At 46.9% G+C, this 21,999-nt stretch carries 20 protein-coding genes; 9 read left to right on the forward strand and 11 right to left on the reverse strand.

Annotated elements, in window-relative coordinates:
* Positions 1–35 precede the first annotated feature (35 nt).
* From DF182_RS03785 to DF182_RS03805, 5 genes are all read right to left on the reverse strand, one after another.
* Positions 36–1,673 carry a SusD/RagB family nutrient-binding outer membrane lipoprotein gene (locus tag DF182_RS03785; protein WP_113614341.1) on the reverse strand — a complete coding sequence of 546 codons (1,638 nt, stop codon included), beginning with the start codon at positions 1,671–1,673 and terminating at the stop codon, positions 36–38.
* Positions 1,674–1,684: 11 nt separating this feature from the next.
* A complete protein-coding gene (locus DF182_RS03790; RefSeq protein WP_113614342.1) occupies positions 1,685–4,780 on the reverse strand; it encodes a SusC/RagA family TonB-linked outer membrane protein in 3,096 nt (1,031 codons plus the stop codon).
* A 340-nt stretch (positions 4,781–5,120) separates the two neighbouring features.
* Positions 5,121–6,101, reverse strand: coding sequence for an aspartate--ammonia ligase (gene asnA / locus DF182_RS03795; RefSeq protein ID WP_113614343.1), 981 nt, complete (start codon positions 6,099–6,101; stop codon positions 5,121–5,123).
* A 285-nt stretch (positions 6,102–6,386) separates the two neighbouring features.
* A complete protein-coding gene (locus tag DF182_RS03800) occupies positions 6,387–6,686 on the reverse strand; it encodes a hypothetical protein (RefSeq protein WP_113614344.1) in 300 nt (99 codons plus the stop codon).
* A 70-nt stretch (positions 6,687–6,756) separates the two neighbouring features.
* On the reverse strand, positions 6,757–7,173 hold the full coding sequence (locus DF182_RS03805) for a putative quinol monooxygenase (protein WP_211327047.1): 417 nt from the start codon (positions 7,171–7,173) through the stop codon (positions 6,757–6,759).
* Between the two features lie 94 nt (positions 7,174–7,267).
* Here DF182_RS03805 and DF182_RS03810 point away from each other — a divergent pair, with 94 nt between their 5' ends.
* Positions 7,268–7,624 (forward strand): winged helix-turn-helix transcriptional regulator, encoded by a 357-nt coding sequence (locus DF182_RS03810; RefSeq protein WP_113614345.1) that lies wholly within the window; start codon positions 7,268–7,270, stop codon positions 7,622–7,624.
* Here the strand turns inward: DF182_RS03810 and DF182_RS03815 are convergent.
* Positions 7,621–8,055: an SRPBCC family protein gene (locus tag DF182_RS03815; protein ID WP_113614346.1), complete on the reverse strand. Its 435-nt coding sequence runs from the start codon at positions 8,053–8,055 to the stop codon at positions 7,621–7,623. The genes DF182_RS03810 and DF182_RS03815 overlap by 4 nt on opposite strands.
* 193 nt (positions 8,056–8,248) lie before the next feature.
* Here DF182_RS03815 and DF182_RS03820 point away from each other — a divergent pair, with 193 nt between their 5' ends.
* Together DF182_RS03820 and DF182_RS03825 are read left to right on the forward strand one after the other, a co-directional pair.
* Positions 8,249–8,854 (forward strand): 5'-methylthioadenosine/S-adenosylhomocysteine nucleosidase family protein, encoded by a 606-nt coding sequence (locus DF182_RS03820; RefSeq protein ID WP_211327048.1) that lies wholly within the window; start codon positions 8,249–8,251, stop codon positions 8,852–8,854.
* A 12-nt stretch (positions 8,855–8,866) separates the two neighbouring features.
* Complete coding sequence (locus tag DF182_RS03825; RefSeq protein ID WP_113614347.1) at positions 8,867–9,442, forward strand: thioredoxin family protein; 576 nt, start codon at positions 8,867–8,869, stop codon at positions 9,440–9,442.
* 16 nt (positions 9,443–9,458) lie between these two features.
* Here the strand turns inward: DF182_RS03825 and xth are convergent, their stop codons facing one another.
* Together xth and DF182_RS03835 are read right to left on the reverse strand one after the other, a co-directional pair.
* Complete coding sequence (gene xth, locus DF182_RS03830) at positions 9,459–10,235, reverse strand: exodeoxyribonuclease III (protein ID WP_113614348.1); 777 nt, start codon at positions 10,233–10,235, stop codon at positions 9,459–9,461.
* Between the two features lie 72 nt (positions 10,236–10,307).
* Positions 10,308–10,790, reverse strand: a complete 483-nt coding sequence (locus tag DF182_RS03835) for a hypothetical protein (protein WP_147243339.1) — start codon at positions 10,788–10,790, stop codon at positions 10,308–10,310.
* A gap of 782 nt (positions 10,791–11,572) precedes the next feature.
* On the opposite strand from DF182_RS03835, the gene DF182_RS03845 reads away from it, so the two are divergent.
* The 6 genes from DF182_RS03845 (at position 11,573) to DF182_RS03870 (ending at position 19,139) form a co-directional block, all read left to right on the forward strand.
* Entirely contained in the window at positions 11,573–13,531 is a 1,959-nt protein-coding gene (locus DF182_RS03845; RefSeq protein ID WP_113614350.1) for a thiamine pyrophosphate-binding protein, read from the forward strand.
* A 30-nt stretch (positions 13,532–13,561) separates the two neighbouring features.
* Positions 13,562–15,184, forward strand: coding sequence for a flavin monoamine oxidase family protein (locus DF182_RS03850; protein ID WP_113614351.1), 1,623 nt, complete (start codon positions 13,562–13,564; stop codon positions 15,182–15,184).
* A 209-nt stretch (positions 15,185–15,393) separates the two neighbouring features.
* Complete coding sequence (locus DF182_RS03855) at positions 15,394–16,485, forward strand: Kelch repeat-containing protein (RefSeq protein ID WP_161964038.1); 1,092 nt, start codon at positions 15,394–15,396, stop codon at positions 16,483–16,485.
* Positions 16,486–16,564: 79 nt separating this feature from the next.
* A complete protein-coding gene (locus tag DF182_RS03860; protein ID WP_211327125.1) occupies positions 16,565–16,897 on the forward strand; it encodes a DMT family transporter in 333 nt (110 codons plus the stop codon).
* A gap of 83 nt (positions 16,898–16,980) precedes the next feature.
* On the forward strand, positions 16,981–17,439 hold the full coding sequence (locus DF182_RS03865) for a copper resistance protein NlpE N-terminal domain-containing protein (protein ID WP_113614353.1): 459 nt from the start codon (positions 16,981–16,983) through the stop codon (positions 17,437–17,439).
* 368 nt (positions 17,440–17,807) lie between these two features.
* Positions 17,808–19,139: a hypothetical protein gene (locus DF182_RS03870; protein ID WP_113614354.1), complete on the forward strand. Its 1,332-nt coding sequence runs from the start codon at positions 17,808–17,810 to the stop codon at positions 19,137–19,139.
* 11 nt (positions 19,140–19,150) lie between these two features.
* On the opposite strand, the gene DF182_RS03875 is transcribed toward DF182_RS03870, so the two are convergent.
* The 3 genes from DF182_RS03875 to DF182_RS03885 are packed head-to-tail and all read right to left on the reverse strand — an operon-like array spanning position 19,151 to position 21,936.
* Complete coding sequence (locus tag DF182_RS03875; protein WP_113614355.1) at positions 19,151–19,984, reverse strand: helix-turn-helix domain-containing protein; 834 nt, start codon at positions 19,982–19,984, stop codon at positions 19,151–19,153.
* A 47-nt stretch (positions 19,985–20,031) separates the two neighbouring features.
* Positions 20,032–21,132 (reverse strand): Kelch repeat-containing protein, encoded by a 1,101-nt coding sequence (locus DF182_RS03880; RefSeq protein WP_161964039.1) that lies wholly within the window; start codon positions 21,130–21,132, stop codon positions 20,032–20,034.
* 54 nt (positions 21,133–21,186) lie between these two features.
* A complete protein-coding gene (locus DF182_RS03885; protein WP_113614357.1) occupies positions 21,187–21,936 on the reverse strand; it encodes a hypothetical protein in 750 nt (249 codons plus the stop codon).
* Positions 21,937–21,999 lie beyond the last annotated feature (63 nt).

The raw sequence follows: 21,999 nt of genomic DNA on the forward strand, positions 1-21,999 counted from the left end.
GAGACGGCTGTTTTGTTTATCTGTATATCAGTTCCTTACTTGTTCCACCACACTGGTTTAAGTACATAACCAGGCGTATTGGCATCAGGGTCAGCTTTCAACACCTGCTCAACATTATAATTGATCTCATAGTTGGCCACTGCAAAACGGCGGGGCCAGTCTGTTTGTGCAGGATAATATTGCGCAGGCACGTGAGCTGGGCGTTTAAAACCTTTGTATACACCAGTAGCTTCGTTGTAGTTACCGCCAGCATCCGCACAATAGTTCATACGGCGCAGATCATTCCACAATTCCGGAGAATAGGACAATGCAATGTATTTCTGGATCATGATGTTACTCAGCGTGAGTTTTGCAGGATCCTGTTCTACTGAAGTGCTGCTTAGGAAAGCATCGATAGTGGCCGGCTGTATGCTCATGTGGCTCATGTGCGCACGGATACCGGCTTTATAGGCTGCCAGTGCTTCTATGCTCTTACCTTGTTTAAAGAACAGTTCAGCTTCAATAAAACGCATTTCGGCATTTGTCAGCAGCAGCCCTTTGGCTCCACGACGGGTATACCAGGTACCGGTAGACTGAATACGGTCTTTAACCCCAGGAGCGTAAGGCGTTTTACGCAGGATCACATAAATGTGATCCGCGCTGCTAAAGCTGTTGGTAGTGGCATTATAGCTATAAGCGGAAGGGCCTTTTTTAACAAAGTCGGATGACATATCTACACCCTGTGTACGACGCAGTACTCCGGCATCATCGGCCTGACTGGGTATCAGCAAATCTATACGCGGGTCTTCCAGGTTACTGGCTCCTGTAGGTGCACCGGTATAATTGTTGGTCAGGTAATCGATATACAGTTTGGTGATTCTGGCAGAAGTACTTGTATTAGTGTATTGTAAAGCTTCCTTGTTGGCTGCCGGCACATCCGGACCTTCATCCACATACTGCATCACAGAGCTCTGGGCTTCTGTTTGCGGGCCTTTGGCAACAGCATCCAGCACGGCCTGGGCATTAAATCCGGCCAGCCGGGAACCATGGAGCATAAAACGGGCTTTCAGGCCATAAGCCAGCCTTAACCAGTTATCAACATTTCCATTATTAAGAATATCTCCTTTGGACAGTGCCGGAGCAGTAGGTCCCTGCGTTTTCTGCAGGTCTGCGATCGCCTCATCCAACAGCCCCAGCACTTTTCCCTGGATATAATCACCCTGGTCAAACTTCGGTACAAAGGTGGCAGGATTATCAAATTCATCGTAAGGCAGCATACCATATACATCTGCCAGCGTTCCAAATCCCCAGGCTTTGATAATCTTTCCTACACCGATATAGTGATAGGCCTGTACTTTTTCCGCAGCAGCGATCATCGGCGCTATGTTCACAGCGGTATTCACATACCATGCCTGCCAGGGCCAGCCTATATTGGAAGCATTCGTTACCCAGGCAGTAAGGTTGTAGTTGTTGCCTCCACTAGCAACCACCGTAGCCAGCTGCTGACCGAGGTAAGCTGTGCGTGTACCGGTACTTTCGTAGGTATCAGAAAACTGGGCTAATATAGACGGGAGGCGCTGGTCTGCAGAAGGTACCGTTGAGTTACCATAACTGGGATTGTCATTGATGTCCACCCATTTTTTGCAGGAGCTGAGTGCAAGTGATAAACTTATGAGACAAATAACTTTTTTCATTTCCGTAGCATTTAGAATTTAAGGTTAAGACCAATTGCAAATCCGGAGGTGGCAGGCACACCGGCATAGTCAATGCCTGAAGAACCAGCCCCAGCAGAACCAGCACCCGCAGCACTGGTTTCAGGGTCCATACCGGAATAGTTGGTGAAGAGCAGCAGATTACTGCCGGATGCTGTGATCGTAGCTTCTTTCAACCAGGGAGTCCGGTGCAGCGCTGATTTTGGAAGCGCATAGGAAAGAGAGACAGAACGCAGGCGCAGCCAGTTAACCTTTTCAATAAAGAATGGTGCGTTTTTCAGGTAATAATCGGTATAGAATTGTTCGGTAGCCTTAACCGTTTTGGTTACCGGCTCATATTTAGCGGTAGCAGGATTTTTAGCTACTCCTGTCAGCGTAATATCTTCTCCTCTGTTGAGTGTTCTCGCACTCAGACCATACATCGTCAGCAAATAGTCGGTACCGTTATAAACATCTCCACCAACACGGAAATCCCACAGGAAGGAGAAGTTAAACTGCTTGTAGGTAAAGTTGTTGTTCAAACCACCCAGCAGTTTTGGCTCACGGTTACCAATATACGTAGTAGTAGACACGCTCACTGTTGGTAAGCCGGTATTCCAGTCCAGCAGCACGTTGCCATTTTCATCTGTCAGCCATTTCTGTCCGCTGATACCCAGGAAATTACCTCCATCAAAGGAAGCAGCCTTGGCATTGGCGACCTGCGCATCAGTCACGTACAGCACGGAAAGAGAGCCGGGCAACTGTCTTACCGTACCCTTATTGCTGGACATATTCAAGGTAACATTCCAGTTGAAGTATTTTTTCTTCACCGGATTGGCATTAATGCTGATCTCAATACCCTTGTTTTCAATCTCTCCGGCATTAACGGAGTTCAGGATATAGCCGGTAGCGTTACTTACACGCGGGGTAACGATCTGATTGGTACTTACGTTTTTATAGTACGCAACATCCAGTCCCAGTCTGCCTCTCAGGAACTGCAGTTCTGCACCGAACTCACTGGAAGTAGTTTTTTCCGGTTTCAGGTTGGGATTACCACGGGACACACCATTACGGAAACCACCGCCAATCGTGAGTTGTGGCGCCTCCAGATAAGTTTGGGTGAGATATGGAGAAGCATCTTTACCTACCTGTGCTCTGGAAGCACGTATCTTTCCAAAGCTCAGGATATCACTTTTAGGCAACAGTTCTGTAAATACAAAGCTGCCGCTGTAGGAAGAATAGAAGAAAGACCTGTTTTGTACCGGCAGCGTAGATGAGATATCATTACGACCGGTAACACTCAGGTAAAAGATGTTTCTGTAGGACAGACGCAGATCTCCATAAAAGCCTGCCAGCCGTTTACGGGAAACAGCCTGGGAGATGTATTGATTTTTCCTGTCTGCATTATTCAGGGCGTAGAAATCAGGCAGCAAAAAACTTTCTGCTCTGGCCGAATTGGATTTGATATAGGTATCTTCCGAAGTAGTACCCAGGATCAGGTTTGCATCCCAATCCTTATGAAAAGTCTTGTGGAAATTGAGCATCAGATTGGAATTTACGTAGTTGTAATTCCGGTCTGTCTGCGACAGCATACCTTTCTGCCAGGCCACTTTAACACTGGAACCCGGAGTAACGAGGTTCTCGAACTGAGTGGTATAGTTATCAACACCCAGTCGGTAGGTAGCGTCCAGCCAGCTGGTGAGTTTTACATTCGCGTAAGCGGAACCAATTAAACGGTTGGTTTTATCTGATTGCGGCATACGGTTGATCACCCAGTAAGGGTTGTCAATATCGGCATCCAGGTCAATATCCGGAAGCAGCCGGTGTTTGGTACCATCGGGATTGAGCCATACACGCATATCGTCATTACGGGGCCAGGCCATGATACTTTCCATGTAGCCAGTACCACCAGAGCTCCACAAACCAGTACCGGTAAGGGTTTTCTGGGTGGTGCTTGTCGCATAGGAAGCATTCAGACCAAAGGTGAAGATGCCGATTTTCTGTTCGCCATTAAACCTGAGTGTAGAACGATTGTAGTTGGTAGTAGGTACTACGCCGCCCTGGTTGAGGTTGGAACCAGAGAGAAAGAAGTTACCGTTTTGGGTACCACCGGAAACAGTGAAGCTGTTATCAAATGCGCTGGCATGCTGGAAGAAGTTGCCCATATTATCAAAGACTTCTTCGCCCGGCTGAAATTTATCACCCCAGGATAGGCTGGTTTGTTTGTTCAGCGCGCCTTTATAATAAGTACCTTGTTTATAAACACCCTGTTGTTTAGGCAGCCTGTTCACCCAGTTGTTCATATAACGGCTGGTGACAGAGCCTGTAACCAACCCTGCTGTACCTTTTTTGGTAGTGATGATAATAGCACCGGCAGCAGCACGCAGACCGTATAAAGCCGCAGCAGCAGGACCTTTCAGCACAGAGATAGATTCAATATCTTCCGGGTTGATATCCATGGCGCGGTTACCATTGGTAGTTGCTAAGTTGACAGATCCATCAAAAGCACTGTTATCACCTTGTCCGGTAGAGTTGTCCATCGGCATTCCGTCAATTACAAAAAGCGGCTGGTTATCACGTTCCAGAGAAGTACCACCACGGATGATGATAGCAGCTGAAGATCCGGGCGCGCCACCGGAATTGGTGATGTTCAAACCGGCGATCTTACCATTGAGGGAATTGACCAGGTTCGCATCTTTGTTTTTGAGCAGTTCTACCGATTTGATGTCCTGTACGGCATAGCCCAGGGCCTTTTTTTCTTTTTTGATGCCCATAGCCGTTACTACCACCTGTTCCAATGCACTGGAAGAAGAATGCATGCTAATGTTGAAGACAATACGCTCTCCCACTTTTACGCTCTGGTTTTCATAACCAATGAAAGAGAAATCGAGGCTCTCTCCTGGTTTGACCTGAATACGGAACTTACCTGTTACATCCGTTTGTGCGTTACGGTTACTGCCTTTGATTCTGACTGTTACTCCCGGCATAGGGGTGCCGTCTTCGGCCAGCACAGTACCGGTAGCTGTTTTAGGCTCCTGGCCATAGGCCAGCCCGGAAGACAGCAACGTTACCAGCGAAAAAATCGCTGATAACCAGAGAAGTTTTCTCATGTTTTTCGTTTTAATTGATCTGGAAATTTGGTTGATACACGCGTTTAGATATAGATTTCATATTTACATTACAGACTTGAAAAAGGCGACTATGGCAATTCGGCTACAACAGCAGATTTCCATCTCCGACGGGATTGTACAGGTTACTAAATTTTTTTAGCTTTTAGATTTTAGTTGGACATATTTTTTGCAAAGCTAAAGATAATTGTAAATGAGGCTATGGAACAATAGTAAATTCGCGGGTTTTCAAACAATTTTCATTTTTGTTGTTCAATATTCAATCAAAAAAATAGCCCAGGACTGAAGTCCCGGGCTACTTTTCTGATTATGGTATGATATATTATTTTGATTCAGGCCAGATACCTGACTGTACTTCCGAAATATGTTTCCTTTGTAAGAGGAACATACAAAGACGGGATTGCCCGATACCACCACCTATACTTAACGGATACACGCTGTTTAACACATTCGTGTGAAACTCCAGCTCACTTCTATGCTCACAATCTTTCAGGGCCAGCTGTGCTTTCAGAGACTCAGCATCAACCCGGATACCCATGGAAGACAGTTCCAGTGCACTGTCCATCGCCGGGTTCCACAGAATCAGGTCTCCGTTAAGTCCAAAGAAACCTTCTTCATTGGCAGTAGACCAATCATCATAGTCCGGGGCACGGTCATCATGAACAGCCTTATCAGACAACGGGCCGCCGATGCCCATGATAAATACAGCACCGTATTCTTTCGCGATCCTGTTTTCTCTTTCTTTGGAAGTCAGGCCAGGATAACGTTTCAATAAGGCCTCACTATCAATGAAATAAACAGATGCAGGCAGTTCCAGCACGCTCTCGTGTTGTTCCTGTAACAGGGCGTTAGTGTCCAGGATAGCCTGATAAATCCGTTCTACCGTGTCTTTCAGATAGCTGATGCGTCTGTCAGAAGCCTGAATATGTTTCTCCCAGTCCCACTGGTCTACATAAAAACTGTGAATAGGTGATACTACTTCATCCGGACGGATAGCGCGCATATCGGTAACAATACCCTGCCCTGCTTCCATACCCAGTTGGTGCAAACGCATCCTCTTCCATTTGGCAAGAGACTGCACAATTTCTACCGGGTATGGGATGTCTTTCAGATTGAACTTCACCGGTTTTTCAATACCGTTGAGATCATCGTTGAATCCAGTACCGGACTTAACGAACAGCGGAGCCGATACTTTCGTCAGTGAAAGCAGCCGGCCCAATTGTACCGGGAAAAACTCCTTTATCAGGGCTATGCCCTTTTCCAGATGTAATACATCGTTTGTTTTCGTAGTGACTGTGATCATTTTTATTCTCTTTATGAAAGATTGTTTTGGATAAATTTCAATGTTTAATGCAAAACTATAAATATTCACTAACAAAATAACACACCAGAGAAAATTTTTTCAATAAAAAGTCAAATACGTTTGATGAAAAGAGGTAAAACTTAACAAATTTTGTCTATTTATCTATACAGATCTTGTTAAAATAAATTAATTATCTAAAAATCAATTCATTTCATATATAATAAATAACAAATAAAAAACCTGACTAAGTCAGGTTTTTTAAAATTTTTAACAACTATGTTCATTCTATATATTTCCTGCAACCCACTTCTTCAATGTTTCTTTTTCCACTTCAGTCAGCTTTATATCATCCCCTTTAGGCATACGTCCTTTAACAAACACCTGTGTATAAATAGCACTGGCATTTCTTTCCATGTTCCTGCTATTGAAAATACGGAAAGGGTTATTGCGAATATGGCAGACATTACATTTGGTTTGCAGCACCAGCAGGGCTTTTTCTTTATCTTCTTCCGGCACCGGGCGGGGAGTAGCATTAACAACAGCAGCGAAAATCATCAGGGTAAAAAGTATAATCAGGTGTTTCATAAATAATAATCTTTTTACCAAAATTAGTTCCCTGCACTCCCGGAAAATAGAATAAAACCGACAACGACATCTATTTCTTAACAGGCGTGATTAATTGTCCGTGATAGGCCTGCACATCAGCCGCCAGATAAGTGCCGACCTTACTCATAAACTGTTTTAACAACGGCAGCTGCATATGTTTGTCCAGATCTTCCTGTGAACGCCATATCTCATATATAAAAAAGGCACCGTCCTTTTCTTCATGGATATTATACACGATGTTGCCGGTTTCGGCACGGCTGGGTGCCACCAGCGCCAGCAATTCCTGACGAAGCACTGCTGCATATTCCTTTTTAGGCCGCAGAAAACCATACAAACTGATAGTGGCTGTAGAATCTGTTGCAGATGTTATCATATAGTCTTTTCCGTTATTGTTGGCAAAAGCATGTTCCTGCATGCTGAATATTCCTGTCAGAAGGGCCATGGCCCATACGATACGTTTATACATTTTTGTTTTTTTTGAAGACAGGACAAATGTAAAGCCATCATTCGCTATTTTGTATCTTAGCACGCAATTGTATGATACTAACAGTTGTGTAAGTATGCGTAAAATAAAGGAAAGCTCTACCCACTTCGCCAACAAAAACAGCCTGGGAGATATATGTCCCGAAATATATGCCATCAACCTGCTCAGTGGACAGTGGACATTAGCCATCTGTTGCCATCTGTCCAATGGAAAACTTCGCTTCGGAGAATTGAAAAAACGTATCCCTCAGGTTACTGAACGGATGCTTGCCCTGCAACTGCGGAAGATGGAAGAAGACCAGCTGGTGATACGTACCGTTTACCCTGAAGTACCACCACGCGTGGAATATGAACTTACTGAAAGTGGCATGGAACTGATACCCATTTTCAAACAACTGGAAGCATGGGGAGAAAGACATAAATCCCGCCTTTAGTCGGCTTTTTCATTTAGTTTTTTGATCAGACCCAATGCCGTTGTCCAGTAAAAGTTGATATGCCGCTCCGTAGCATAAGCGCCGGCATTGGTTTGTGTAAACTCAAGCGTCGTGATTACACCATGGGTTGTCAGCCGGAAAGTAACCACACCATAATGCGCGGGTTCATCCGGCCGCTGCGACAGCGAGCTCCAGTGCGTATATGCCAGCAGTACTTCCGGCTCATACTGCAGAATAACACCTTTATTTTCGTAGGGTATGCCATGCAGGTCGCCTTTAAACACCAGCGGACTGCCCACTTCCCAGGCAGACTGAATATCCGTTGGCGTATCCATCATCCATAAATTAATCTTGTCCGGCTGTGTCAGGAAAGCCCAGACTTTTGAGGCAGCAGCATGTATTTCCACGGTTTTATGGACAGTATCAGACATCTTGTTTTTTATATCAATATCTATCTATATTATTTCATAACCCTATCGATTTTAAGCATAGTACGTATAGAAAATAACTATACCGGCTGACAAAGGCAGTATCTTACAGGTAACCAAAAAACCCGCGCCAATCCATCATTTTAACGTAATTTTGCGGCATCTTAATACCACCAAACACAACTGTAATATACGTATGAGCAATGGACCTCTCGCAGATTTAACAATGATCACCGGCCTGATGAAACAGCAACCGCTTTTTGTTTTTGCACTGGAATCTGAAGCAGCGGAAGAATTTAACAACGATAACACGCTGATCGCTGGTATCGGGAAAGTAAATGCCACTTTCAGCCTGACTAAAAAGATCCAGGAAGAAAGACCCGGACTGATTGTTAACCTGGGTTCTGCCGGCAGCAACACCTTTAACCGCGGTGAAGTGGTATGCTGTACCCGGTTTATACAGCGCGATATGGACGTTACCGGTTTGGGCTACCGTAAATATGAAACACCATTCTCCGGCCACGAGCCAGTACTGAACTACGGCCTGCAGCTGCATGGCTTTCAGGAAGGTATCTGTGGCACCGGCGACAACTTCGAAACAGGCCATATCACTTCCGATTACAACGTAATCGATATGGAAGCCTATTCCCTCGCCCTGGTGGCTATGAAGGAAAATATACCTTTTCTGTGTCTGAAATATATCACAGACGGCGCCGACGGTACTGCAGCCGAAGAATGGCTGGTACAGGTACATAACGCTGCCGCCGCCTTCAGAAAAATCATTTCAGGCCTTCAACAATAAAATTGTGTGCAGATGAATTTTACAACTTATCAGCAGGTCTTTGAAAGTATCCTGCAAGATGCCAACCCAGCAGCTCCCTATAACAATCCCGACTATCTCAATTATACAAAACTCAACTGGTCGAGACAACAACGCTGGTTAAAAACCGGTGTGCTCAACGAGGAGATCATCTCCGCTGTAAAAAATATTACAGAACCACAGCAGTGGATCGTTATCACCGAGCCCTGGTGCGGCGATGCATCACACATCGTGCCCTTCCTCTATAAGATCGCGGAGCTGAATCCACTTATCCAGCTGGACATTCAGCTGCGTGACACTCCTCCTTTCCTGATAGAACAATATCTGACCAATGGCGGCAAGTCCATTCCCAAACTGGTCATCCGTGATAATGAAAACAATGACTTGGCCGTTTGGGGGCCCAGACCAGCAGGCTGTCAGGCCCTGTATGACCAGCTCAAAGCTGCTAATGCAAATTTTGAACAAATGAAAATTGAACTGCAGCAGTGGTATAATGAAGATAAAGGCCGCAGTCTGCAGCAGGAGCTTCTGAGCGTTATCAACAGCACCTGCAGCACCAGCGTCGCCTGATGATAGGCAGCTTTTATTATTTGTCTTTCAGCTCCACCCATACCGGAGCATGGTCGCTGGATTTGTCCCATCCCCTTACATGGCGGTCTACGCCGGCGGCGGTCAGTCGTTTGTCCAGTTCAGGACTCAACAGAAAATGATCAATCCGCAGGCCGGCATCCCGTCCGTAAGCATTACGGAAATAGTCCCAGAAAGTGTAGATCGTTTCTCCCGGATGCAGCTTGCGGACGGCGTCTGTCCAGCCCTGTGCTACCAGCGCGTGGAAGGCGGCCCTTACTTCCGGCCTGAAAAGCGCATCATCCACCCAGCGCTCAGGCTTATATACATCCAGATCGGTTGGCATTACATTGTAATCACCGGTGAGTACCACAGGCACTTTCTGCTCCAGCAGCTGTTTTGCGTGGTCCGTAAGCCGTTGAAACCAGCCCAGCTTATAATCGAATTTAGGACCCGGCGCAGGGTTGCCATTAGGCAGGTATAAACAGCCGATTAATACACCGTTGACATTAGCTTCTATATAACGACTGTTTACATCTTCTTCATCTCCCGGCAATGTTCTTCTAACCTCCTGTGGCGTGCCTACGCGCGACAGAATAGCAACACCATTCCAGCTTTTCTGGCCATGCCAGATCACATCATATCCTGCTTCCCTTATTTCGTTTTCAGGGAATTTTTCCTGCGGGGCTTTCAGCTCCTGCAGGCAGGCCACATCCGGCGCACTTTCCTTCAACCAGCGCAGTAGTACCGGCAGGCGGGCATTGATCCCGTTAACATTATAGGTGGCTATTTTCATAGTATGGTCTGTCTGTTGATTACACCTTCAATTTAACTAAAAATATCAATACGGTGTGGCACACACGTATTCTCAACGAACAAACAAACCTCTTTCCAGTTTAGTGATACTCATTACAGAAGAATCTTTCGCGGTATAGATAAACACCCCTCTGGCGTCGACGCTCAGATCTGTTTTGCCTACACGCTGGGTATATACCGGTTTATGTATAAAAAATATCTCCATAGAGTCGAGCAGCGAATAACCTATCTCCAGGGATAGAAAGCCAGACTCCCGCATATCTTTCACCGCTTTTCTGGCCTTATCGCCCGAATACTCGAACTGTTGCAGTGTGGCAGGAAATGATTTCCTGGAGACCCTGTATTCACGCATGGCTTCATTAAAAAGAATAGAAGGATGAATCAACCTCCTGCCTTTTTTAACACCCGTGGGGATAGAAAACCCGCTACCGTTCCGCTCACGGCTGGAGGCAGAATGATTAGTAACACAGGCTGTCAGCATCACGGCTGACAATACTAAAAAAGCGTATATCCGTTTACGTTTATCTGATAACATAACCTAACATTAATTTTACCGGTGGCAATAGATTTCCTTTCAGCTGCAAGTCCTTTTAAACCGTTGGCTGTATCTTTTTGTGCGAATGCAGCGAGTGAAAATAAGTGAGCAATCAGAGCTACTGTAGCGGTTTTCATTGTTGACATACTAGTATAGGTGACACTAATTTAATAAAAACTCATCAATCATATATGTTTTTATCTTTAAACATCTACACATACACGGTTTTACATGCATGCAATTAATAGGTAATATCACCTGTCCGCATTTGCGGACACAGCAAAAATGAGCTTATGCTGACCAATGCCTGCCGTTATTTTTATGAATGCAAAAAACACCATCGGCAGCTACAGCCATTAACAGCTGACGGTTGTGTATTTTATTTGCGGCAGCATCAAATATCCCACCTACACAACAGGACTGATGCTGCTATTAAAATCCCTCCAAGAAAAAATTGGCTGTTGAAAAAATATAATTATCTTAGTAAAACTGATTTCATCAGGATAACTAACTATTTTCCCATTACTATCACAAGCATTAACATTTGTTAGCAGCGGGTGTTCCGCCTGCTGAGTTCTCTCAAAATAAAACCATAAGCACGGGCAACGGTTACTATCTCTATTTTGAACTTTTAAACCCTGGATCCATGATATTTCCGGTGAAGGAGGCGCCATTTCCAGTTATTTAAACAGGGATAAGCTTATCCCGGGATCTGCACATCAGCAAGGTTTCCATGCTTGAAATAAAAGTCAATTCTGTAACTCCAAACCATCATTTTACTTATGGCTAAAACTTCCTCCAACGTGACTCGTTGGACACGGGACTACGTGTTCGACATTCTGAAGGATCTGGGCATCCATTACATCTTTGGTGTGCCCGGTACCAATGAAATCCCTATCATCGACGGTACCAGCTACGAGGCCAACGGTGTAAAATACATCGAATGCCTGCACGAGAACATTGCCATCGGTGCGGCAATGGGATCTGCCCGTATGACCGGTAAACCCGGCGTACTGGTAGTTCACGTCACCCCCGGTATTGCTCACAGCATTGGCAACCTGTTCAATGCCCATCGCTCTGAAATGCCATTGGTAATACTTTGTTGCCAGCAACAAAACGAACTGGTGACGCAAGAACCTTTGCTTGCCTCCAATCTGGTAGAACTGGCCCGTGAGTATACCAAATGGGCGCATGAAGTACGTACCCCTGCCGAAATACCAATGGTATTACAAAGGGCTTTTAAAGAAGCGATGGCACCGCCTAACGGTCCGGTATTTATTTCCATCCCCTGGGACTTCACGATGGTGGCCATCAAGGATACCGACAAGGTAAAAGGTGTCACCCGTATCTCCCCTCATTTTACCGGCGACGATGCCACCATCCGTCAGGCTGCAGAGCTGTTTGCTGCCAGCCAAAGCCCGGTTATTGTAGCCGGTGATGCCGTAGGTTATGCAGACGCATGGCCTGAACTACAAGAGCTCGCCGAGCTGACCGGCGCACCTGTTGTATTACAGACATTCAGTAGTGTGGCCAATTTCCCTAACAATGACTACCACTGGCAGGGAGAACTACCCGGTAGCCAGGGCGCCATACAGGACATCTTCAAAAAACACGACCTGGCCTTTCTCGTAGGCTTCGGTGCACAGGCACAGCTGGCCGTCTTCAAATATTCCGATGGTCCCCTCTTCCCCGAAAACCTCAAACAGATATATCTCACCAACAACACCTGGGACATCGCTAAAAACTATTACGGCGAAGCCGCCATCTTCGGCGATGTCAAAACTACCCTGCCTATCCTGAACAAATACGTGAAAGCCAAACCTCCGCAGGGCGCGGCCCAAAGAAACCAGGCAATGAAAGATATGGATGCCGAACGTGCCGGCAAATGGGAAGCTTACCTGCAAAGTGCCATGAAAGAAGAAAAAATATGGAGCGTAGTGATCGCCAGCGCCCTTAAAGAGGCGATCGAAAAACGCGGCCTGGTAGACAAATACGTGTATGTGCATGAAGCTGTTTCTGACGGCGCTCCTTTCCAGTATTATCTGCCTCTGGGCACCACCGGCGCCAAACCTATCAGCTATTACTGCGTAGCTGGCGGTTCGTTGGGATGGTCTATGCCGGCCTCCATCGGTATCAAGCTGGAACAAACCACCGTTCAGGGCATCACACCACAACTGGTCATCAATGCCGTAGGCGACGGCTCTGCGCTGTTTTATCCGCAAACATGGTGGACCGCCGCACACGAACAACTGCCTATCCTCTACATCATCACCAACAACCATGAATACCACACCCTGCAAGTAGGACTGCAACAGGTGGTGTCTGCCTATGGAGAAGCGATCGGTTATCACTGGCATCCCAAAACCATGGACCCTTCCTATCTGCGGCTGGATGCACCTATCATCAACTACGTAAGCCTGGCACAGGCTTTCGGTGGTCAAAGCGGTGAAAAAGTGGAGACACCCGGTAATGTGAAAGCAGCTATCGAAAAAGCGGTCGACCATGTGTTAAACAACAAGACCTCTTACATACTGGATATGCGCATCGCTCAGGATACGCCGGTAACCCCTACGGATACCTCCAAAATTGTCCGGGAAGCAGAGATCAACAAACACTATTTTATGCAGCCCGCTCTCGACGTTTTCCACAGCGATGGCCTTACCGCCCAGTTAGCCAAAGAGGCTGCAAGCAGGACAAATGGCAACGGTCATGTGCCCGCCAATATGCCTGCTATTTTTTAAATCCTTCTTATAACAAATAAAAATAGTCCTATGACAAACGAAAAACTGGATATCGCTATCATTGGCGGCGGCGTTTCCGGCGTATACAGCGCCTGGAAACTGAAAGAGAAATATGGCGACAAAAAAAAGATCGCCGTTTTTGAAGGCTCTGACCACATCGGTGGCCGGCTGCTGTCTGTAAGGCCTCCGGGCATCGACAACATGATCGCAGAACTGGGTGGTATGCGCATACTCGAAGATGTACAACCCCGTATTAAAGCCCTGATCAATGTGCTGAACAGCAAACTGCCGGCAGCAGAACAGATCACGCTGTATCCCTTCCCGGTAGACGAACCACAAAATATCGCCTATCTCCGCGGCATATATCTGCGCCTGGAAGACTTCACCAAAGACCCTTCAAAGGTACCTTACGTGTTGCCTGAAGGTGAATACGGCAAGACCCCTGGCGCCATTATCGTAGACGCCATCGAAAAAGCTGTTCCTGGCATTGTGGAAGCCACTGATGCAGAACGGCGCGAGATGGTAAAGACCGCCAAATATGATGGCGTACCTCTTTACCAATGGGGCTTCTGGAACCTGTTGTATATGGTGATGAGCAGCGAAGGTTATCAGTTTAACCTGGATGCCGGCGGCTACGACTCTACACTGGTCAACTGGAATGCTGCCGACGCCATCCCCTGGTACCTGTCTGACTTTGGTGTTTCTCCTGTGTACAAAGGCTTTACCAATGGTTTTCAACAGGTGCCGATCACACTGGCACGGCTGTTTGAAGAGATGGGTGGCACCATTACCCTCAACAAAAAGCTGGAAGGCTTTGAGTGGAAAGACGGCTACTTCGAGCTGTACTTCGGTCAGGAGACCGTTATCGCCAAAGAGCTGATCCTGGCCATGCCCCGGCGTTCGCTCGACCTGCTGGCGCCCAACTGCCCCAAACTGCAAGAGATAAAGCCATTGATCGCCAGCGTTACCGGCAGGGCCTTGTTCAAACTCTTCAGCACCTACGACACCCCCTGGTGGACAGAGATCGTGAGTGCCCCACCATATCCTCCGATAGTGGCAGGCCGCACTGTAACTGACATCCCCGTAAGGCAAACCTATTACTGGCCCGCAGACAACGGAGAGCCTGTAACACAGGGAAAAGCCATGCTGCTTGCCAGTTACGATGATGGCGACAATACCGGTTTCTGGGATGGTCTCCGTGCACAACGTTCGCTTGCATGGCGTATCGGCAGAGCCAAAACCCTGACAGATCCTTATGTCGGCAAAGACGACAAACTGGGCGTCCGCAAGGGACTGGCCATGTTTGGTCTGAACCAGGACTGGACCACGTATGCCGCCCCCAGAAGGATGGTGGAAGAACTATCCCGTCAGCTCGCCCAGGTGCACGACATAGAACGTACCCCGCTGGTAAAAAGTGCCGCTTACCGCGACTGGGGTGAAGATCCATTTGGTGGCGGCTGGAACAGCTGGAATATCGGCGTTAAAAGCTGGGAGGTGAGAGACAAAATCGCCCATCCGCTCACTGACTGTCCGATGTATATCTGCGGAGAAGCCTACTCCGACGCCCAGGGCTGGGTAGAAGGCGCACTGCAGACGGCTGATATCGTGCTGAAAAAGCTGATTGAACAGTCAGTACCAGTTATGGTAAAATAAACTGATCTCCGGGAATACACCCTGACACCGGATACAACCGGGCTGACCATCAGTTGATACTGCCTTCAGGCATTTTCAACCCGGTCAGCCCTTCTTATTTTACCCACACCCTTTTTCCAATCATCTGCGTTTTTTTACTATTTCTGAGAGCTGTAATGTGCAAACTTTGTAGGGTGGATAATACTTCCGTTCTATCAAGCATCATTACCATGAAACGTTTATCATACCTTGCCTTTTGTGTTACAGGTCTTGTTTTTTGTGCCTGCAGTAAAAGTAAAAACGATCCTACCCCTCCGCCTCCCCCGCCTCCCGCTACAACGGTTACGCTTCAGTACAAAAACACTTTAGCTATACCTACCGCCAGGTGGCAGCATGCCAGCACAGTAGCCGGTGGCAAACTATATATCGGTGGTGGTTCCACCCCTGCTCAAACCGATGACAATACCGTAGACGTACTTGACTTTACCAGCAATACCTGGTCATCCCGGAAAATCATTGCCCGAAGAGATCTGAAGGCTGTTTCAGCCAATAACACTGCCGTGTTTGCCGGCGGTGTTATTGGAGCGATGTCAATGTCCAACATTGCCGAATGGTTTGATGGCACCACCAGTAATTACAAAACAATATTAAGTGCTCAGCATTACCTTCCGGGCATTGCTGCATTCAATGGCAAAGTCGTTGTGGCGGGTGGATACACCACAAGCAGCCCTACCAATGCTGTTGATATTTTTGATGCCGGCACTCAAACCTGGGGCACCGCCAAACTGAGTGTAGCCAGAGCGATTATTGGCTCCGCTGTTTCCGGCGGTAAAATGTACTTTGCCGGTGGCAACACCGCAAGTGGTCTGTCTGATGCAGTGGATGTTTATGATCTCAACAACTATACCTGGAGTACCTTAAAACTATCGCAACCGCGATCAGGTATGGCCGGCGCCGCTGGCGGTAACAAGATATACTTCGCCGGTGGTACGCTGGGAAACGATATCACTGATCTGGTGGATATTTACGATCCGGGTACCCAACAATGGACATTTGCCCATCTTAGCCTGGCCCGCAGTAATATTGCCAGTGCCACTGTAGGAAGACTGCTGATATTTGCCGGGGGCAAAGCAGGAAGTGTCATCTCCGATGTCATTGATATTTTCGATACACAAACCAATACCTGGTCTGCTATCCGTTTAAACACACTTCGTTCGGGGTTCTCACTGGCAGTAGATGGCAACAACCTCTATGTCACCGGAGGAGTGGATAAACAAGGTAATGCATATAATAACATGGAAGTATACACGCTTTCAAATTAATATTCCTGCACCCCTTTTTTCATCAGATAAAAAATTTTATTTCAGCAGTGTTACCAGTATTTTAGCTGCAAATGAAATGCTGATGAAATATTTATTGTTATTCATCGCCATTGTGGCGGAAGTGATTGCCACTTCAGCACTGAAAGCATCGGAGGGCTTCACCCGCCTATGGCCTTCTGTGCTGGTGGTACTGGGGTATAGCGTTGCTTTTTATTGTTTAAGTGTTACTTTAAAACAGATCCCCTTAGGTATAGCTTATGCTATCTGGTCGGGCCTGGGTATTGTACTGGTATCCATCATCGGCCTGGTAGTCTTCAAACAAAAGCTGGACACTCCGGCTATCATTGGTTTGCTGTTTATTATTGCAGGAGTCATTATTGTGAATGTATTTTCCAAATCATCTGTTCACTAGTATAAAATCGTTTGATCCGGACAACAAACCGCTTTGTACGGCTGTTAACATTACAATTACTCATCTCCTTAAAACACAGCTGTATGAAAAAAGTAAGCTTTATTGCCACTTTCTGTATTGTTGCAGCCGCTATGATACTTGCCTGTAACGGAGGCAAGAACACCCAAAAAGAAGAACCCAACGCTATGGCCAACACACCTGCACCAGCTATGGAAACAGCCGCATTTAATGCCGGCGTATTCAATGGGACCATCCCCGGTGGCGCCACCAAACGCGAGGTTTCCATCACCTTTAATGCCGACTCCACTTTCAGCCTGAAAGAGGCCTACCTTTCCAAAGAAGGCAAACCGGAACATGAAATGGAGAATATCGGCAAATGGAGCTATAACAGCCAGTCAAAGGAAATTGCCCTCGCTTACAGAAACCTGGCAGACAGAGGCACCACTTTTACGATTGTTGATGACAATACTATCCAGATGCATGACCGCAGTATGCAAACCCCGATGACTTCCGGGCCGGAATACAATTTACGCAGGAAGTAAAACAACTGCTGCTAACACATTAAACTTCATTCACTCAATAAACCCGGAGGCTGTATCCATGTTGATACAGCCTCCTTTTTATTCCCAGGGCTGAAGCCCTGGGCTAATATTGATGCCTGCGATCAAACGAATGGCATAGCTGAACGATCATTTCCTGCACAAGCATTTTTTAAAGTGAGCTCATCAGAAAAACCACCTATGTTATGCGTCCGTTAATGCATCATTTTTACAGAAAATATAACAGGATACAACATCTTAGGCTGTAGTATTGTATTAATAACAGAGCGCCCGAAGTAACTCAACTTTGCAGGTCTCTTTCACTCACCGGAAACTGATAATCTGTATTGTTCTACTCTAACCAAACCATTATGAGAAACGCACTCCTCCTGCTGGCTGCCATCATGAGCTTGCACAGCTTTGCACAAAACAGAGAGATCAACTCTACCGGCCTGTATATACACACCGACAAACACATCTATATGCCGGCAGAAAAAATATGGTTTACCGGCTACCTGCTCAATATCCAGGCTACAGACAGCCTGCCCTACCACACGCTATTTGTCACGCTGATCAATGAGAATACGCACAAACCAGTGCTATACGAACGCTTTGCCTTCGACAGGGCCATCTGCAAAGGTATGCTGGAACTACCTGACAGCCTCCCTGCCGGCGATTACGCACTCGTTGGCTATACCAACAACTACATCATCGACAGCCACGAACAGGAATTCCAGCAATGGATTTCTATCCGCAAACCCAACCAGCCCTCCTATAAAATCAAAAAAACACCGGCTGACAGCCTTCGCTCTACCACCGCCAAAATTCCGAATGCAGGCCTTAAAATCAATCTCACCACCGATTCCGCTACCTATAACAAAAGAAGTGTTATCAACTGCAAAATAGAACTCACCGACACCGCCGGCAAAGCCATACAGGGCCTCTTCTCCGTAACCTGCGTATGCGAAAAAAGACTCCGCAGACAAAACCACTGGGATATCTGCCACTACTATTACATCGATCAGTACAAACTCCCCGGACAGGTAGACCTCTCCACTGCCCAGCAGGAACTCAATCCCGTCAGTGGTTTCGTTACCAAAGGATCCAAAAAAGTAAAGAAACCTATCCCCCTGCTACTCATGAAAAACAATGAGATGATCACCCTGAAAACCAATAAAGACGGTATTTTCGGACTCAACTCCTACCAACTCATCAGTACCCCCGGACAGCCAGACGTAATTCTCAGCATTGTGAAAGGCAATCCATCTGAGTTTAAAATAAATTTTCTGAATGATGTAGAAAGAATCAACCATCAGCTGGCTCAGGTCAACTACTCCTGTACCCTTGGAGACATGGAAGACAGCGAGATATTTACCAGCGAAGAAATGGAGATGCACACGGTACCAGCCCCCCAAACAGCCGCCACCAAAACAAAACAGCCCCCTCACGGACAGGAACCCGGCTATGTAAAAAAGATAAAACCGGTATACCAGCCGCCAGAATTCAGAACAGCATCAGACACCTCCGCCATCCCTGACTATAACACCACCCTGTACTGGAACTATCTAATCAACACCGACCAGGAAGGTCACGCCAGTTTCTCCTTCCGCTCTGATGATCTGCCCGGCGTATTTGTTTGTGTAGTGCAAGGTGTTTCCACCATGGGCGTATTCAGCAAACGCCTGCAGTTTGTAGTGAAGTAAATAAGAAGCGATTATCCGACCAATACCACCCGCTCCCGTGGTGGTGGCATCTGCCGGAAAAAAGTTTTCGGGGACATACTACTAAATACTTTAAAATCCTTGATCAGGTGCATCTGATCAAAATAATTACAGTCATAGGCGATGGAAGTCCATGACTGATCAGGGTTTTGTGCTTTCAACGCCACAGCGCCATGAAATCTTTTGATTCTCTTCAACAATACAGGAGTCATCCCTATCTGCGCTGTAAACTGCTGCTCGAAATTCCGCAGACTCATATTCACCATCCCGGCCAGCGAACGAACCTCTGTAGCATAATTGCCCACCAGCTGACGATAAGCCCAGGCTATCTGCGCGGTATATTTACCTGGCGCCTTTGTACGGGTGAATGCCTGCATAAAAAATATATCCATGAGCGATACTATCTCCGAAAAATCCTGCATCCCATACAACTGCTCACTCAGGTAAAAAAAGTCCTGCCCTACCACATCATCAAAACGCCACAGGTTATTTCTCACATAGGTCATCGGCACATGAAAAAGCGAAAAAAAACCGTTGGCATTAAACTCAATACACAACAGTTTATATTTACCATTAAAGACCTGATAGCCATTAAAAGCCGTTTGTAACCCAAACAGGTGCCGGTCTCTCAGATCCACCAGTCTTGAGGCAGTGGGTGTATGATACCATACAGGCGTGTCCGTTAGTGACAATGCCAGGATAGAGTTATCATCTGCAAAAAGAGGTTTGAGCAGGTCCGCCCCTGCTGTATCTATCTCTCTGAGACAATAACGTTTGATGAAACGTTGTAATGGCGGCGCTGGCGGGCTTGCATATGTGACGACCATAAAGTAATGTTATAGCGGTAGCCCTTTAAAGATAAGGCTTTTCGGGATTAATTGGACAGCAGAAATACGTCTGCAGTCTTGCTTTGTGCGCCGGCCACTATCAATTGCCGGTTGCATACTCCCAGCGTACAATATGTTTGCGGACTGCTAAGCCTGGCGGTACTCCAGGTGTTGGTTTGTGTATTATAGATATCGATGGTATCAAATGTCTTTACCCCTGTATCGCCTCCTGCAAATACGACCAGTGTCCCGATAACAGCCGTACCGATATTACAACGGGCCGCACTCAGGTGCATCACACTCCATTGGTCTGCGGCAGCATCATATACGTCTACCACATCGGAAGCGATATTGGTTTGCGGGGCTTCCAGCCCTCCGGCAAAAAACATTCTGGACCCCGATGCAACACCAGCCAGCGCTATCCTGCCCTTGCTAAGTGTGGCAGTAGTCAGCTTACCTGTGTTCAGATCGTATACGTCTACCATATTACTGATAACCGGACTCGCAGCCGTACCTCCGTAGCCGCCGGCAAACATTACTTTGTTGCCCGCAGCTGCCGCCGCACCTGAAAGGTGAGCAACCATCAGGTTAGTACTGGTCCATGTATTACTGTTCCGGTCGTAGATATCCAGCGCCTGGCTGAAAACCATGTTGGCGCCGGCACCACCGCCCAGGAAAACCTTACGCCCTGCGCTGGCTGCAGCCATGCTGGCACGGGGAGTAGGTAAAGTCGCTTGCGACCAGGTACCACTGCCGGGGTTGAAAATATCCACTACCCCGCTGATACTGGTATAGGAGCTGGTAGTAAGGCCGCCGGCAAACAGTATTTCGTTGTCTGTCTGTACACTGGTCATCATCCACCGGCCAAGGCTCAGATTGGACTGGGTCCAGGCTCCGGTTTGCACATCATAGATGTCCACACTTTTCTGGATGGTATTGTTGGATGTTCCTCCGGCGAAGACAAACTTAGACCCTATTGCTCCTCCGCTGCCATAAACACGGGACTGCGGGAGAGATATTGTCTGCTGGAAAGTAAGTGTCTGCGGGGTTGGGGTGGCATCTTTATGTTTGCTGCAGGATAAAAGGCCGAACGCCAGCGGAATCATCAGCAAAGCAGCATAACCATGCTGCCTGTTTATTATATTCATATAAAGCATATATTTTTGAAGGCAAAGGCTAGCCTTTGTTTTGGGGGAAATGTACTACTCGGCATTTTTCAGCATTTCACCCAGGCTCTTGTAACTCATGTCCTTTACTTTATAGCCGGTAGAAATGAACACAAAATTCGACTTATCTATTTTGGTTGTCTCTATTGCTTTTTTACTGCCATCGCTGACTTCTGCGAGAAAATAATTTTTGTTTTTAAGCACTACGGCCAAGGGAGAATTGTCATTGCCTGGCAGCTGGCGACCTTCCATTTTTTTACCCATATAACTGCCCATACCCATTTTGTAGATCAGGCCGGGGTCGAAGTTGAGCTGCACATACCAGAAGTTGACAGTTTGGCCTCCCTGGTCGCCGGCCACGTATCCTACTGCCGGCAGGCCGCATATTTTTTTTGTTTGACCAGATGGGCGAAGGGATATTTTATGCCTGCCGCCAGCCCCACCGGCGCCGGCAATGCCAGCGAAGCCACCCATCATAGTTGGCAGCGTATAGGCGGTGATGGTATGCCGGTGATCATCTACTATCCAGCTGGGCTGGTCTTTTTCGTATATCACCAGGCTGATGTCTGACTGCCCGCTGATAGCCGCATATTTGCCATCTTTGGTAAAATAGTAGTTGGAGTAAGTAGTGTTGCCTGTCTCCGTATCTGTTTGTGTTTGTGTGACGATGTAATCAAAAACGATCTTCTCCGGAGGTCTATGTTCCTGTGCTATTGCCCTCATTCCAGGCCACATGGCCAGCCAGCATCCTACAGACCATACCGCTCTGACAGTCCACTTTTGCATAAAAAAAACTTTTGTTAGAGCAAAGTTTGATCATCTGCCTAAAACAGAATAGTAAAAAATCGC

Source organism: Chitinophaga flava (assembly GCF_003308995.1).
Classification (GTDB): domain Bacteria; phylum Bacteroidota; class Bacteroidia; order Chitinophagales; family Chitinophagaceae; genus Chitinophaga; species Chitinophaga flava.